Annotated in this window: 16 protein-coding genes; 4 read left to right on the top strand and 12 right to left on the bottom strand. The window is 45.6% G+C overall.

Annotation, left to right across the window (positions count from 1 at the left end):
* Nucleotides 1-103: 103 nt before the first annotated feature.
* Nucleotides 104-481 (top strand): PH domain-containing protein, encoded by a 378-nt coding sequence (locus tag JQX68_RS07140; RefSeq protein ID WP_014479546.1) that lies wholly within the window; start codon nucleotides 104-106, stop codon nucleotides 479-481.
* A 37-nt stretch (nucleotides 482-518) separates the two neighbouring features.
* On the opposite strand, the gene JQX68_RS07135 is transcribed toward JQX68_RS07140, so the two are convergent.
* Nucleotides 519-1,472, bottom strand: coding sequence for an N-acetylmuramoyl-L-alanine amidase (locus JQX68_RS07135; RefSeq protein WP_136654631.1), 954 nt, complete (start codon nucleotides 1,470-1,472; stop codon nucleotides 519-521).
* A gap of 121 nt (nucleotides 1,473-1,593) precedes the next feature.
* On the opposite strand from JQX68_RS07135, the gene JQX68_RS07130 reads away from it, so the two are divergent.
* A complete protein-coding gene (locus JQX68_RS07130) occupies nucleotides 1,594-1,848 on the top strand; it encodes a YciI family protein (RefSeq protein WP_136654632.1) in 255 nt (84 codons plus the stop codon).
* A 30-nt stretch (nucleotides 1,849-1,878) separates the two neighbouring features.
* On the opposite strand, the gene phrA is transcribed toward JQX68_RS07130, so the two are convergent.
* The 3 genes from phrA to yjoB all read right to left on the bottom strand — a co-directional run bounded on the left by phrA (nucleotide 1,879) and on the right by yjoB (nucleotide 4,555).
* Nucleotides 1,879-2,013 carry a phosphatase RapA inhibitor PhrA gene (gene phrA, locus JQX68_RS07125; protein ID WP_014663627.1) on the bottom strand — a complete coding sequence of 45 codons (135 nt, stop codon included), beginning with the start codon at nucleotides 2,011-2,013 and terminating at the stop codon, nucleotides 1,879-1,881.
* Complete coding sequence (gene rapA, locus JQX68_RS07120; RefSeq protein ID WP_080478209.1) at nucleotides 2,003-3,139, bottom strand: response regulator aspartate phosphatase RapA; 1,137 nt, start codon at nucleotides 3,137-3,139, stop codon at nucleotides 2,003-2,005. The genes phrA and rapA overlap by 11 nt, the downstream gene beginning before the upstream one ends.
* 144 nt (nucleotides 3,140-3,283) lie before the next feature.
* A complete protein-coding gene (gene yjoB / locus JQX68_RS07115) occupies nucleotides 3,284-4,555 on the bottom strand; it encodes an ATPase YjoB (protein ID WP_147771788.1) in 1,272 nt (423 codons plus the stop codon).
* Nucleotides 4,556-4,703: 148 nt separating this feature from the next.
* Here yjoB and JQX68_RS07110 point away from each other — a divergent pair, with 148 nt between their 5' ends.
* Nucleotides 4,704-5,168, top strand: a complete 465-nt coding sequence (locus JQX68_RS07110) for a DinB family protein (protein WP_040083385.1) — start codon at nucleotides 4,704-4,706, stop codon at nucleotides 5,166-5,168.
* A gap of 222 nt (nucleotides 5,169-5,390) precedes the next feature.
* Nucleotides 5,391-6,155 (top strand): sulfite exporter TauE/SafE family protein, encoded by a 765-nt coding sequence (locus tag JQX68_RS07105; protein WP_014663623.1) that lies wholly within the window; start codon nucleotides 5,391-5,393, stop codon nucleotides 6,153-6,155.
* A 38-nt stretch (nucleotides 6,156-6,193) separates the two neighbouring features.
* Here the strand turns inward: JQX68_RS07105 and JQX68_RS07100 are convergent, their stop codons facing one another.
* The 8 genes from JQX68_RS07100 to allD form a co-directional block, all read right to left on the bottom strand.
* Nucleotides 6,194-7,687 carry a UxaA family hydrolase gene (locus tag JQX68_RS07100; RefSeq protein ID WP_147771787.1) on the bottom strand — a complete coding sequence of 498 codons (1,494 nt, stop codon included), beginning with the start codon at nucleotides 7,685-7,687 and terminating at the stop codon, nucleotides 6,194-6,196.
* A complete protein-coding gene (locus JQX68_RS07095) occupies nucleotides 7,684-9,126 on the bottom strand; it encodes a tagaturonate reductase (RefSeq protein WP_147771786.1) in 1,443 nt (480 codons plus the stop codon). The genes JQX68_RS07100 and JQX68_RS07095 overlap by 4 nt, the downstream gene beginning before the upstream one ends.
* Before the next feature lie 77 nt (nucleotides 9,127-9,203).
* Entirely contained in the window at nucleotides 9,204-10,205 is a 1,002-nt protein-coding gene (locus JQX68_RS07090) for a LacI family DNA-binding transcriptional regulator (RefSeq protein WP_147771785.1), read from the bottom strand.
* Between the two features lie 87 nt (nucleotides 10,206-10,292).
* Nucleotides 10,293-11,558, bottom strand: a complete 1,266-nt coding sequence (locus tag JQX68_RS07085) for an MFS transporter (protein WP_205440602.1) — start codon at nucleotides 11,556-11,558, stop codon at nucleotides 10,293-10,295.
* 47 nt (nucleotides 11,559-11,605) lie between these two features.
* A complete protein-coding gene (locus JQX68_RS07080; RefSeq protein WP_069149424.1) occupies nucleotides 11,606-12,442 on the bottom strand; it encodes an SDR family oxidoreductase in 837 nt (278 codons plus the stop codon).
* Nucleotides 12,439-13,518 carry a mannonate dehydratase gene (uxuA, locus tag JQX68_RS07075; protein WP_147771783.1) on the bottom strand — a complete coding sequence of 360 codons (1,080 nt, stop codon included), beginning with the start codon at nucleotides 13,516-13,518 and terminating at the stop codon, nucleotides 12,439-12,441. The genes JQX68_RS07080 and uxuA overlap by 4 nt, the downstream gene beginning before the upstream one ends.
* A gap of 24 nt (nucleotides 13,519-13,542) precedes the next feature.
* Nucleotides 13,543-14,562 carry a zinc-binding alcohol dehydrogenase family protein gene (locus JQX68_RS07070; RefSeq protein ID WP_147771782.1) on the bottom strand — a complete coding sequence of 340 codons (1,020 nt, stop codon included), beginning with the start codon at nucleotides 14,560-14,562 and terminating at the stop codon, nucleotides 13,543-13,545.
* A 5-nt stretch (nucleotides 14,563-14,567) separates the two neighbouring features.
* Nucleotides 14,568-15,581: an ureidoglycolate dehydrogenase gene (gene allD / locus JQX68_RS07065; protein ID WP_147771781.1), complete on the bottom strand. Its 1,014-nt coding sequence runs from the start codon at nucleotides 15,579-15,581 to the stop codon at nucleotides 14,568-14,570.
* Between the last annotated feature and the right edge of the window lie 2 nt (nucleotides 15,582-15,583).

Below are 15,583 nucleotides of genomic sequence, written 5' to 3'. Positions count from 1 at the left end.
TTGAACGCCCTCCTTTTCCAGTCAGCATCAGTTTACTCTACTCTTCTATGAATGAAAACCTTTTTATAGTATGATTTGATAGAATACGGACAGGAGGTATATGATGGGATTTATTGATGGTTTACTCGGCAATGCGTCAACACTGTCAACGGCTGCTGTGAAAGAAGAGCTTGCTCATATTTTACTTGAGGGTGAGAAGGTTGAAGCCGCGTTTAAGCTGGTTCGCGATTTGATTGTCTTTACTGACAAGCGGCTTATTCTTGTGGATAAGCAGGGAATCACAGGCAAGAAAACGGAGTTTCAATCAATTCCGTACAAAAGCATTTCCAGATTCAGCGTGGAAACTGCTGGCCGCTTTGATCTTGATTCAGAGCTGAAAATTTGGATCTCTGGCGCGGAACTTCCCGCCGTCTCAAAGCAGTTTAAAAAAGATGAAAGCATTTATGATATTCAAAAGGTGCTTGCCGCAGTTTGTATGTAAGATGAGTGACGGAAGCTGTGAAGCTTCCGTCATTTCATTACAGCTTTTCCTCCAGCTTCGCTTTCGTCTTCGGACCGTAAATCCCATCAGCCGTTAAACCGCTGACAGACTGAAAACGTTTGACTGCATTAGCTGTTTTCGGGCCATAGACGCCGTCAACGCCGTGATTTTTCGCTCCTTTATCAGGATAAAAATAAAGGGCGGCTAAAGCGTCCTGCACCTGCTTCACTTTTGTTCCTTTCGTCAGCGGGCTTGTCACTTTCATCACTCCGGATGGGAGCAGATATGAGGATGCGGCATGGCTTTTAGAAGCAGATGCCGTCTGAGGCAGTTTGATCACTTGTCCGACTTTAATGTAATTTGGGTCAGTGATATGATTGATACTTTGCAGCGTTTTTACACTGACTCCGTGGGACGCGGCAATCCCTGACAGTGTATCGCCTTTTTTTACATGATATTCAGACGCCGAAGAAGTGACTGCTGTCTTTTTCGCTGATACGCTCCCGTTTAATTCCTTTTCAATTGCCGCCTTCACTTGATCCCAGCGCCCCTCTGATAAAATGCGGTGCGGGCAGTACTTTCCGTTCCAGTCTTGATGCTTTCTCACCCGATCGATTCCCCAACCGCGCTCCTTCAAAAGCTGTGCGACAAATGAAATCGCTAAGGCTTCAGCTGCCTCATACTTTGGACCTCCCGATTTGCTGTAGCAAATCTCAACGCCAATTGATTTGCGGTTCCCTGGACCGTTTGTGCCGTCCCCTGTGTGCCAGGCGTTTCGGTCAAGCGGCAGACCTTGAATGACCTCTTTATCATCGACCGCAAAGTGAAAGCTTGTCGAGCTTGTGTTCCCGATCATATAGCTGATTTCATTGGCTGCTGACGCATCGTTTGCCGTGTTGTGGATGGTAATGTATTCAGCGGACATTGCATTCGGACACTTCAATGCGTATTTCGCCTCAGAAACCAAATTTTTCTTTACTGGAATGCTCACCTATCATCTCTCCTTTTCTTTTTTCATAAATAGGTGGCATTCGTAGGACGAAAAGCTCATATCATCTATCACTGCTATATGGTTAAATGTGTTAAACTGAATTTCAATGGGAGGGCTGAATATGCATACATACTTAATGCTCACAATGAGGACGGAGAAATTTAATCAGGAGCTTGTGGCTGGGCACTATGAATTTCTGGACCGCTTACAGTCAGAAAAGCGCTTAAAAATGTTTGGGCCATTCAGCGACGCCACAGGCGGAGCGTATGTCATCGAAGCAGATTCGCTGGAAGAGGCAGCGGAAATCGGGCATGCAGATCCGCTGGTGGCAAGCGGATCTTCTGAGCTGACGATAAAAGAATGGAAGCTGAAATAAAAAAGACCCCTAAGGGTCTTTTTTTATGCATCATGTTTGATTGCGTGCCGCAATATGAAATGTTTTCCCCTCTGTGTTTGCTGTGTCATCTGCATGAACCATCACCTGAGTAAAACTGAACCCGACCGCAACGAGCAACAAACCTGACATCCATTTAGATTTCATATAAACAATCTCCTCTCTGGATTTGTTTTTGTGCGTGCACCATTTTCTCATAAAATGAAAGTGCTTTTTCGGGCTGTCCGTTTTCTATATAGAATTGGGCAGCATCATGCGCCAGCTCTTCAATATAAGGATACAGCATATGTTCTTCAAGAAATTGAAAGGTATGTGAGACTGATTCTGTGTCAATGTTTTTTCCGTATAACGCATGTAAAAATTGAAAAAGCTCCACAAATAATTCATCATTGTATTGACGGGCGATTTCCAATCCTTCACGATACTTTTGTTGCGCTTCAGCGTCATTTTTTTGTTTATACAGAACTTGTGTTAAAGAGTAGATAGAATGCGGAAGATTATCGAACTTTTCCGACTTGCAAATAGAAACAGATTTCTCAAAGTATTCGGCTGCCTTTTGCAGTTCACCCATTTTCTCATAGCAGTTTCCGAGATTATATAGGGCGGAACTGATCAGGCGGGGATTGCCTTCTTTCTTTGCAAGATCTAAAGCCAGTTCTAAGTGGGGCAATGCTCTTTCTGGATACTGCATATCATCATAATTACCTGCAATAACGAATTCACATTGGATTCTGCGGACGGTGTACGTTTCATACATTTGGTATGTTTCTAATGCCTGAACGGCGTAGCTCATCGAAACATAGGTTTGTTTTAAATTGTAAAAAATCTCAGCCATTTTAAAAGCAAACTCGGCTTTCTCAATATCATCCGAGACGAGGGCAAGATTCTTTTCTGCCCGTTTATAATACATCATGGCACTGACAAACATCTTCTGCTTAAATTCATACATTCCTCGAAAAAAATTAAAGTAATATTCGAGAAGCCCTGTCAGCTTGTACTGATTCCCTTCGATGTCTTCTAATAATTCTGAAAACTCCAGCTGCGACGTGTCCTCTCCAAAAGGCTTAATGTAATCCAGCATGACACGATGCCTGAACTCCATTAAAGAATAATACAGCAGCAAATCTTGGTCTTCTTCCATATCCTCAATTTCTCTTTCTACTTCGAGCTTGACCCGTTCGGCTTCAGCGACGTGGAACTGCCGGATATGAGTATACCATTCATTAATTTTAAGCCCGACATAAGAGGACGGAATCGTCTGCTTCATCCTCAATTAATCCCCCCTTTTGAATTACCCGAGATATGTCATATTTTATCATATTTACAAGAAAAAGAAGAACGCAAAATAACCGCAATTGTCGAATTTCGGCTAACCGCAACAAAAAAGCGCGGGTTTTTCAGAAACCCGTGCTTTCTTTTAGTGAAAACCGACTTTGTTTCTTTCCATCCAGCTTCCCTGCCGGCTTTTTCTTTGCTCTCCTGTCATGTCTTTCACCATGGTTTCAATATGATGATTCCCTTCTTGGTGCCATTGAAGCGCTGAAGATACATATAATTCTCCCAGCTGCGCAAAGGAAAAGCCTTCTGTAAGCTTTGCGGCGTTTTTTATTTCTTCTTCACTCAAAAAGATGTCAAAGCCTCTCATTTTCATATATTCCAGCCGCAGCTCTTCATCCGGAAGCCCGATTTCATAGGCACGGTCAAACCGTCCTGCACGATTCATCAAACCTGGATCGATCTCTTCGGGATAGTTTGTCGTGCCGATGAGAAATAGCCCCTCTTTTGATGTCGCGCCGTCCAACGTATTGAGAAAAAAGGATCGCACATCTTCCGGCATCGAATCTATATCCTCGATGACGAGAACTGCAGGAGCGAGGCGTCTCGCTGCCTGAAAGACTTCTTCTATTGTCTCGCTCGACGTAAATTCAGTAATTTGCCAATAGGCAACAGGTGCATCGATACTGCCTGCGATCGACTTCACTAATGTCGTCTTTCCGTTTCCAGGAGGTCCATATAACAGAATGCCGCGCTTATAAGGGATGTCATACGTTTGATAAAACGATTTATCACTATGAAAAAACTGATCAATTGATCTGTATATCTCTTTTTTCAATAGCGGATTCATGATTACCTGACTCCGCTGAACCTCTCTGACAATGGCTTCCTGCTCTCTTGAAGTCCCTCCATCTCCATCCGTAAAAACGGTCACTTTCCGCTTGCTTTTTTCCCAGAGACGCGGTCTGACTCCCTCCAGAAATGCACGCATCTTTTCATCGTTAACCGCAAACAGACAATCGAAACTCATGATGCTCCCATCTTGAAAATAAGGAATTCTGGCAAAAGCAACTCCCTTTTCAGGATACGCGTATACGCTGTTTCTTATAGACTTATGGACGGTATAATCCGGTTCTTTTTCATCTTCATCGTAAGCAAAGGTTTTCTTTTCAAGCTTTTCAAATATATATGCCACATGCTCAGGCTCCAATGAACCGCTGCGGACATCTTCTACAAGAAGCTCCCAGTATTCCGTGTTCGGGTCATCACTGGCATAGAGCTCATAGAATACACCGTATTGATCATAAAGCGTTTCTTCAATCCGTGTGATAAGGTAACCGAAAGTGCCGTAGCCCGCTGCAGCTCTTTCATTCTCTTTTTCTTCGTACTGATAAATGAAAGGTATGGTTGTCATGTTTATACTCCATTTCATATTTTGTGAACGTTATATATACGATTGACATAGCATTTTGTTTCATCCCACAGCATATTACTTGTGAATTCGTAACCGTTGATATAGGATTTCATTGCACCATTTATTTTTACATATGGAGGAGATCATAATGAGCCAATCCAATCAAATTGTCAGCCATTTTTTATCCCATCGAAACGTGACGAATGAGCTTGCTGAAAAAATCAGCAAAGACCATTACAGCTACAAACCGGCAGAAACATCAATGTCAGCGGAAGAATTGGTCAAACACATTCTTACGTCGTTCCACTTGTTCGCAAATGTCATTAAAGAAGGCAATGCTTCACCTTTTCAAAACAAGCAGGAAGAAACAGAAACCGATCTCAATGTTCTGGCAAAAACATATACGGACAAAACGGTCGCTATCCTTGAACAGCTGACTGAAGAACAGCTGGACAGAGAAATTGATCTGACATCCGCTTTCGGCAGAAAAGTCACTGGCCGCGCGCTGCTTCAGCTTGCAATGGAACATGAAATTCACCATAAAGGCAACCTGTTCGTTTATGTGCGGGAAATGGGCCACACAGAACTTCCTTTCTATCAGCAGCGCATGTAGCGTACGAAAAAAAGATACCTGTTAAAAGGTATCTTTTTTTGTCCTTCCGCCTCACTTCCCGGTTTCGACCAGACACTCATTATAGGGCAAATGAATAAAGATATGGAGCATACCAAAATTTCAAACAGCTAACGTGCAAAAATTCAAAAAATTTAATTGATTAACATGACCTAATCATATATAATCTGATAAAAATAGTCGGGTTTTCAGGAGGCCTTTATCATGAGTGTAAGCATCATATTGATGGGTTTGTTTGTCGGAGCCTTAGTCGGATTGACGGGTGTGGGCGGAGCCGCCTTATTGACTCCCCTTTTAATTGTGCTTGGAATTAACCCTTCCATCGCGGTCGGTACGGATCTTGTATATAACTCGATCACAAAGCTGTTTGGCGTTGCCTCCCATTGGCGGCAGAAAACGATTAACTTTCAATTGGTAAAATACTTAGCCATCGGCAGTATTCCGAGTGCTTCGCTAGCCATTGGCATCTTGCATTTGTTCCCCGCCTTCCACCAGCATCAGGAAGAAATTATTAAGCACGCTCTAGGATATGTGTTAACGCTTGTTGCCATTTCAATCATCGTTCGTTTGTTTTTGGATAGAAAGCTTCGCCCGAACCGCTGGCAGCTGATGCCGCTTGAAAATAAGAGGGCGCTGACAATTCTTATTGGTGTTGTGTTTGGATTTATTGTTGGATTAACATCAATCGGTTCCGGGTCATTATTTGCAATTGCCATGATCTACTTATTCAACATGAAAGCATCACAGATTGTCGGAACTGATATCGCGCATGCATTTCTTCTTGTTACTGCAGCAGGCATTTTGAACGCAAGCTTCGGAAGCGTGGATTACATGCTGGCAGCTAATCTGCTCATTGGTTCAATTCCCGGCGTGCTGATTGGAAGCCATCTTTCGCCTCGATTCTCCCCGCGTCCACTGCAATTTATTATGGCGTCCATTATTTTAGTCAGCGGTTTAAAATTGATTTAATGAAGAAGGCTATCCGCTTGAAGGATAGCCTTCTATTATTATAGCGTTACACCCGATTTAAAAATGGCGAGCTCTCTGAAATCATTTTTTTCATGGTTCACAAGCTGGCCGCTCGCCACCTCAATCATATAGTGGATAAACTCCCGCAGCACATATTCCTCATGAACATCATCCTCCGCTAAAAGGCCTGCGTTAAAATCAATCCAATGCGGCTTCGCCTCATACAGCTCGGTGTTTGTTGCTACCTTCACGGTCGGGACAAAGGTGCCAAACGGCGTGCCTCTCCCCGTTGTAAAGAGGACAATTTGGCAGCCGGCCGCCGCCAATGCGGAGGAAGCGATTAAATCATTGCCCGGCGCGCTCAAAAGCGTCAGCCCTTTTGTCTTGAGTACTTCCCCGTATTTCAGGACATCCGTGACAGGAGAAATCCCCGCTTTTTGCGTACAGCCCAGCGATTTATCCTCAAGTGTAGAAATGCCGCCCGCTTTGTTGCCCGGTGAAGGATTTTCATACACCGGCTGATCATGTTTGATAAAATATTGTTTAAAGTCGTTGATTAATTGAACTACCTTATGAAACACTTCGTCATTGGCAGCCCGCTGCATCAGGATGGTTTCCGCACCGAACATTTCCGGAACTTCCGTCAGCATCGTGCTCCCTCCCTGTGCAATGAGATAATCTGAAAAACGGCCAAGCAGCGGGTTTGCGGTTATGCCGGAAAAACCATCCGAACCTCCGCACTTCAGTCCGATCTTCAGTTCGGACAGCGGAATGTCTTCTCTCGTATCCCCTTTGGCCGCTTCATGTATTTCCTTTAGGAAAGCAACGCCTGCCTCCATTTCGTCGGTCACCGACTGGGATTCGAGGAATTTCACTCGATTCAGATTTACATCCTGGAGTGCTTCCTTCATTTTTGCCAGTTCATTGTTTTCACACCCTAGCCCTAGCACCAAGACGCCGCCGGCATTTGGATGGCGAATGGCGTTCAGCAGGATTTGCTTCGTATTTTCGTGATCATCGCCAAGCTGCGAGCATCCGTATTGATGTTTCAGCACGAGTACGTTATCAAATGGAGCGATATCTCCCGTTTCTCTGACAAAACGCTGCAGCATTTTTTCTGCAATTCCATTGACGCAGCCGACAGTTGGCACAATCCACAATTCATTGCGTACACCCGCATCACCGTTTTCTCTTCTAAAGCCTTTAAATGTCCGGTTCTCATTAGAATACGGATTTTCATCAAATCTCGGTGTATAGCTGTATGATTGGATATCTGACAGGTTTGTTTTCGTATTATGGACATGAATATGCTCTCCGATCGAAATATCTTGTGATGCATGCCCAATTGGAAACCCGTATTTAATGATGCTGTCGTTTTCTTTAATAGACTGCAATGCAATCTTGTGGCCTCTTTTTATATCATCCTTTACTTCAATCGACACGCCGCCCGTATGCAGCCGCTCTCCCTTTTGGATATCCCGTAAAGCAAGAAGGACATTATCTTGCTTATGAATCTTTATAAACGACTTCAACGTACCTCTCCCCTTTGTATGCTGTATTGTTCAAGAGCCCGCTGCATGCCCAGCTCATGAATATGATTCAAGTAATAAGCGACTCTTTCAGTCAGTTTCGGTATCTCGTTGAGATCTGTTCCCCACAGCCGCTGTTCGCCTAACACTCTTGATGCAATTCGAAGCATGTCTCCATCCTCCTGGCTCCAAACCTCTTTGAAAAATTGAAGAACTGCCGGATCATCCTGCAATGTCTCGTATCCCTGATAAAAATACAGAAGAGCGCTGAAAGAAAACACCAAGCGTTCAGGGAGCTGTCTCTTTTGTTCAGCATATTCCTTAAGAGTCGGCAGGTTTCTTGTTTTGAATTTGGAAACGGAGTTCAATGCAATGCTTTCCAGGTAATGCTTTATATACGGGTTTTTAAAACGGTTCAGCACATCGTCAGCATACTGAGAAAGACCTTCCATTTTTAAAACAGGAAGAATTTCGTCATTGATCAGCTCTCTAATAAACCGCCCCACTTCCGGATGCTCGACAGCATCCCTAACAGTTTTTAAGCCGTACAACAATGCCACTGGCGTCATTGCTGTGTGAGCGCCATTTAAAATTCTTACTTTTTTTGTCCGATACGGGGTGAGGTCGCTGACGATTTTTGTATTGAGCCCTGCAGCCACAAAGGGAATTTCTTTTCCAATCCAATCCGGCCCCTCGATAACCCATAAATAATACTGCTCTCCCACAACTATCAGTTCATCTTGATAGCCCAGTTCTGCCGTGATCTCATCAATGCTGTCGACCGGAAAACCCGGGACAATCCGGTCTACTAAACTATTACAAAATGTATTGGCCTCATGAATCCACTGTGTAAATCCTTCCTCCAGCTTCCACAGATGTGCATAATGAAGAACCGTTTCCTTCAGCTTTTCGCCGTTCTTCTCGATCAGCTCACATGGGATTAGGACACACCCTTTTGTCTGATCTCCTTTAAAAGCCTGATAGCGGAAGTAGAGAAATGCAGTTAATTTCCCAGGGAATGTTTTTGGCGGCCTATCCTCTAAACGATCTTTTTCATCACATACGATCCCGGCCTCCGTCGTGTTGGAGATGATAAACCGCAGCTCTTCGCTTGATGCCAATTCTTTGTATGCCTCATAATCAGAAAACAGGTCAATTCCCCGGCTGATTGAGTTGATAATCATATGCTCGTTTACCGCTTCTCCGTCTTTCATTCCTTGTAAAAAGAGCGTATATAGCCCATCTTGCTGATTTAATCGTTTGATTTTTTCTGAGCCTCTTGGCTGGACAACTGCCACGCTCCCATTAAAATCAGTGTTTTGATTCAATTGATCAATCTGCCAATCGACAAATCCCCGAAGAAAGTTTCCTTCTCCGAATTGGAGAATTTTTTCTGGATACTGAGTATAGTGATCGTACACATGTTTATTCAGCTTCTGCATCCTTATTGCCTCCCTCTCCTTTTATGCACACGTTAACATTTTTCTGTGTAAAGAATGCCCGCTAAAAAATCGGGGCATCACGTTGTCAATCGTCTGACTGAATCACGCACGATGAATTCTGTGTTTTCCAAGATTTTCTCCGCTTTTGTTTCCGGCTCGCTGATCAGCGACAATAGTTTTTGCGCGCCGAGCACGCTGATTTTCTCCACTGGGCGCTTTACTGTTGAAAGCCTTGGCGTGATGTATTGTGAAAACCCAATATCATCAAACCCGATCACCGAAATATCATCAGGGACGCGCAGGCCCTTTGCGAATATCGCATTCATCGCTCCGATTGCCATGTCATCATTCGAACAAAAGACAGCGGTTGGAGGATTCGGCAGCGCCAGCAGCCGCTCCATCGCTTGAAAGCCGCTTTCCATATCGTAATGTCCTTTGACACTGTATTCATGCTTGATTGGAATATGATGTTGAATCAGTGCGGATAAGTAGCCTTCCTTTCGCTGCTGGGAGGATTTAAAGCCTTCCATCCCCTCGATGATGGCGATGTTTTGATGTCCGTTCTTAATAAAGTATTCTACAGCTTCCTGGGAGCCCTCCTTATCATTGGATAAAATATTCGTGATGGTGCGGTCATCAATATCACGATTTAGCACGACAAGCGGAATGTTTTTTTCTCGTATATGGTAAATGAAAGAATTATCAATATCACTTTGGCTCATTAAAATGATGCCGTCATACCTCATCGATGTAACGGAGTCATAGTTTTTTAGATCATCAATGCCGCGCACATAGAGATTGTAATCCTCACTTATGGCTTGATTGACGCCTTTGATTGTGTCTGCAAAGAAGCTGTGTGAGGTTCCGTTTGTGATGCTTGTAAAGAAAAGCCCGATCGTATGTGACTTTTGCATCGCCAGGCTTTTCGCATTTACATTTGGTGTATAGTTGAGCTTCTCTGCGAGCTCTACTATTTTTTTCTTCGTATGCTCTTTGATGTAAGGGCTATTGTTGAGTGCTCTGGAAACGGTTGTGTGGGATACGTTTGCAAGTTTTGCGATATCTTTTATGGTTACCATCTAATTCCCTTCCTTATCATACCGGCTGCGATTAATTACTGTATATTGTATCATCAAACATACCTCCTCTCCCACTATATTTCCAGATTAATAAGACACCGGATTCTCAGCTTCTGTTCCTGTTGGTTTGCCGATGATCGGACGGACAAAACGAATTACAGCAAGTGACGCGAAGACAGCTAACCCTCCGGCAAGCAAAAACGCTCCAGAAAACGTGCCCGTTTGGTCAACAATAAAACCTGTTAAAGCCGGGCCGATAATTCCTGCCGTGTTGGCGAGGAAATGCATGAAGCCGCCAACAGAACCGACATTGTTTTGATCAACCACATCTTGAATCACAGCCCAATAGATAGCACCTGTTAAATATAGAAAAAATACTGACAAAGCGACCAGTGTGACAGCGCCCGCAGTCGTTCCCACCAGCCCGGCAAAACCAATTAGGACAGCTGATGAAAACAAACACGTGACAAGCACAACCTTGCGTGAGAACAGCACGCCTTTTCGAGACGTTTTTTTGTACACATAGTCAGAAACAAATCCTCCTGCAGCAAGCCCGATAAAGCCTAAAACCCACGGTATGACCGTGATAACACTCATCGATTCAACACTTAAGCCCCGCTCTTCGACAAGATAGCTCGGAAACCACGTCAAAAAGAAGAAGAGGATGTAGTTGTAAGCGAAAAAAGCGAACGCCGTGAACAGGACCGTTTTTTTCAGGTAAAAGGTGAGCGGCATTTTTTCTCCAGGAGACGTTTCTGCTTTGATTGCCTGTGCTTCCTTCACCCTCTCTGACGGCTTTTCTTTGACAAACTTGAACCAGAGCACTGCCCATATCAAACCAATGATCATAATGAGAACGAAGGATAGCTTCCAGCTGAACGCCACTGCAATCATGCCGACAATCGGACCGGAAATGGCTCCTCCGAGCGGGGTGCCGCTGTTGGTTACACCGATAACGGACGCCCGCTGGGTCGGCGGGAACCAGTTATTCACCATCTTGTTGATGGTCGCAGACAGCGGGCCTTCTCCCATTCCAAAAAGGATACGGATAATCAGCAGGCTGACAAAACCAAAAGCGAGGGCGACTGCTCCGCTAAACAGCGACCAAACGACCATCGCGACAAATAGGGTCAGTTTTGCCCCGTAGCGGTCGGATGCCACGCCCCCAAGAAAGTTAAAAATGGCATAACCAACCGAAAAACTGCTGAAAATCAAGCCCATTTGCGTGGCTGACAATGTGAGATCATCCTGAATAAAAGGAGCTGCAATGGAAAGCGCTGAGCGATCCAGGTAATTAATCACCCCTGCCAGGAACAAAAAAAGGATAATGGGAAGCTTATCTTTTGAAAACATCTCAACCTCACCCCTATGTTGGTTCAGTTTCTGTTGCGCCGCTTTCGTTACACACCTGAATAAGCCATAAATCCTCCATCGACAGGAACGGTGATTCCGGTGACAAAACCCGAATAGGATTCATCCGCCAGCCAAAGAAACGTGCCAATCAAATCCTCCGGTTTTCCGAAGCGCTTCATCGGTGTTCCCGCGATAATTTTGTGAGATCGGCTGGTGAACGTTCCGTCTTGGTTAATCAGCAGATCATGATTTTGTTTTGTCAGAAAAAAGCCTGGGGCAATCGCATTGACCCGCAGCCCGGTTTCGGCAAAATGAACGGCCATCCACATCGTAAAGTTATTGATAGACGCCTTGGCAGCACTGTATGCCGGAACCTTCGTCATAGGTGAATAAGCACTCATGGAAGAAAGATTGATAATCGCCGGTGAATCCGCCTTCAGCAGCTCTTTTCCAAACACTTGCGAGGCCAGAAACGCACCGGTGAAGTTAGTGGAGAAAACAGTTGAAAAGCCTCCCTCATCCATATCAAAAAAGGATTGGCCTTCTCCCGCTTCTTCATATGTCTCCACATCGGTTATCGCGTCAGGATGATTGCCGCCAGCCCCGTTAATTAACAGATCAACAGCGCCGAATCGGCCGAGGATGTCTTTCTTTGCCCGCTCCAGTGACTCCCTGTCCAGCACATCCGCTGCAACAGCGCACGCTGTGCCGCCCGCCGCCGTTATCTCCTTTACGACCGCCTGGCCTTTTTCAGCCGTCCGATTCAATATCGCCACCCTCATGCCATGACGGGCTAGCTCCCTGGCCATCGCAGAGCAAAGCACACCGCTGCCGCCAGTGATGACAACTGTTTTACCAGCAAGGTTCTCATGCAGCGGGATCATATGTCCACCTCTTTTTTCACCATTGCTTCATAGGCGTCCCACAGTCCGTTCAAATACATGATGCCAAGGGCACGATCGTATAAGCCATATCCCGGGCGGCATTGCTCACCCCAAAGATGGCGCCCATGATCCGGTCTGACATATCCTTCGTAATCCTGCTTATGCAGTTGTTCCATCACACCTTGAATGTTGATCGAACCATCCTTTGTTACATGCGATGTTTCAATAAAATCGCCATTCTCATAAATTTTCACATTGCGAATATGTGAAAATGGAGCGATGCCGGCATACGTTTTAGCGATCTCCACCATGTCGTTAGCGGGATTGGCTCCCATTGAACCTGTACATAGGGTGATGCAATTAGACGGTGAATCTGATATCGCCCGCAGTTTCTTATAGCTTGCCTCCCCCGTGATAATGCGCGGCAGTCCAAAAATCGGCCATGGCGGGTCATCCGGATGAATGGCCATTTGAACACCGTGACTTTCTGCAACAGGAAGAATTTCCTGCAAAAAGAATGATAAATTGTCCCATAGCTGTTCTTCATCGATCGTTCTGTAGGCCGAAAAAAGCTCTTGGATCCGAGCCAATTTTTCGGGCTCCCACCCCGGCAGTGTCATGTCAGATGCTTGCTCCACCGTCCGAATCAGCTCTTGGGGCTCAAGGCTTTCCACCTTGGCCTTTTCAAAAAACAGAGCGGTTGATCCATCTTCCAGCGGCCGGAACATGTCCGTGCGTGTCCAATCAAAAACCGGCATAAAATTGTAGCAGATCACTTTCACGCCAAATCCGGCAAGGTTGCGGATCGTTTGTTTGTAGTTTTCAATATATCGGCCGCGTTCTTCGTTCCCGAGTTTAATCGCTTCGTGAACATTCACGCTTTCTACAACTTCAGCATGAAAACCATAGGATTGAATATATTCGGTCTCGGCTCTGATTTCTTCTTTTTCCCACACGTCGCCGACAGGCTTTTGATGAAGAGCCCAAACGATGCCTTTGACACCGGGAATTTGCTTCACGTGTTCAAGTGTGACTGTATCGTTGCCTCGGCCATACCATCGAAATGTCATATTCATGCTTTCACCTCCGGATTCAGTCGATTAATCAAACGCGATGACGGCTTTCCGTACCTGATCTGGATGCTCCTTAATAAACTGAAATGCGTGATGGACATCATCCACTGAAAATGTATGGGTCACAAGCCCGTTATGCGCTAACCGGCCTTTATTCAAAAGCTCTACCACCTTGGGAAACTGATTGGTCTGCAATCTCGACCCGGTTATTGTGACTTCTTTTTTTGTAATCGGCAGCTGAGAAATCTGTGCCGCTCTTTCATCAAATCCAAGTACAACCACACGTCCCGCAGGTGAAACGGCCTCAACGGAAAACGCAAAAGTCTCCGGCAGGCAAACAGCATCAATGACCACATTTGCTCCCTCATGCCCAGTCCATTCACGGACCCGCTCGGCAACATGTTCTGCTTGGACATTTACAACAGCATCGGCGCCGTTTTCTTTTGCAAACGCCAGCCGCTCGTTGTTCAAGTCAGTTATCATGACAGCAGCACCCGCCAGCTTTGCCATTTTTAACACACAGATCCCAATAGGCCCCGCTCCTTGGATCAGAACGGTATCACCTTTTTCCACCTGGCCTCTCCACACTGCCTGGGCCCCTATCGTATAAGGCTCGGCCATGACCGCTTCCTCCCAAGGCAAGTCCTTTGAAACCGCGTAAAGCTGCCTTTCCGGAAGCACAATATATTCCCGCATGCCCCCGTCTTCATGTACGCCAAACACAGAGAGCTTGGCACAAACATTCGGCCGCCCTTTGCGGCAGGCATAGCAAGTTCCGCAATAAGAAATCGGCTCAATTACCACATGGTCACCGGCTTTTAGGCTCTGTACATTCGCCCCAACTGCCTCCACTTGTCCCGTTACCTCGTGTCCGATGACTCTCGGGAGGGTAGCGAGCGGATTCGTCCCATGATAAATATGCATGTCTGATCCGCAAATCCCGACTCGCTTGACTTTCACGAGCACTTCATCATCCATAGAAAGAACCGGCTTCTTTATCTCCTCTGTCACCAGATCATACGGTTTTCGTACTTGAACCGCTTTCATTTTTCTCACCTGCTTTTTAAGAATTCATACACACTCCGAGCAATTGATATTCCGTGTTCCTTATTTCTTTCTTCATGCAGCTGCTCGATCTCACCAGGCACAAACACTCTCTCGACTCCAGCAGCTGGAGGAGACTGCTGCAGTTCATGAAGCATGGCATCCATCTGCTCTAAAAACGTATCCCGGTCGGTAAAAAAGGAGGGATTGATCGCGCAAACGTAATGCCCCAGCTTTCTTTTTTGATCAAGGCCGCTGTACATTTTCGCAATATGAGGGCCAAAAGCCGCGCCAGCAAGCAATCCGGAAAACACATCCACCACAATCGATAGTCCATAGCCTTTCGGGCCTCCGAATGTTGAAAGTGAAACAACCTTGTCAGGATCCGTTACTGCTTCTCCGTTTTCATCGACTCCCCATCCTTCAGGAATTTCCTTGTCCTCTTCACGGGCCTGCAGAATCTTCCCGAAAGCCACTTTGGACGTCGCCATATCGAGGATAAGCGGTTTTTTATGCTTAGCCGGAACACCGTAAGCAATCGGATTTGTCCCTAAAAAAGGAGCCCTTCCTCCAAACGGGACAACGATACTGTCCGTATGCGTCATTGCCAATCCGATCAGTTTTTCGTCAGCCGCTTTTTGCACAAAATAGCTTAGCGCCCCGCAATGGCTGCTGTTGACGGCTGTGACCATGCCGACACCATTTTTCTTGGCCATGACAATTGCATGGTCCATTGCCATATCACAAATCACATGGCCGAATCCGTCATCACCATCCAGCACTCCGGTCACAGGCCCCGTTTCTTTAAAAACAGGCTGTGCCTCAGGGTTGATCCCTCCCGCTAAAAGCCTGTTCACATAGTGTTCTGTGCGCAGCACGCCATGCGAATGTACATTGCGCAAATCAGCGTGCACGAGGACATCTACTACTTTTTCAGCATCTCGTTCATTCAAACCGGCACCGGCAAGCTTTTTCCGAACGAGTCCCTTTGCTTCTTCAGCTGCAATTGTTATCGTTTTCAATT

The sequence above is a fragment of the Bacillus sp. LJBS06 genome, assembly GCF_016924995.1.
Taxonomy (GTDB): domain Bacteria; phylum Bacillota; class Bacilli; order Bacillales; family Bacillaceae; genus Bacillus; species Bacillus stercoris.
This window is presented reverse-complemented; position numbering and strand designations above follow the sequence as displayed.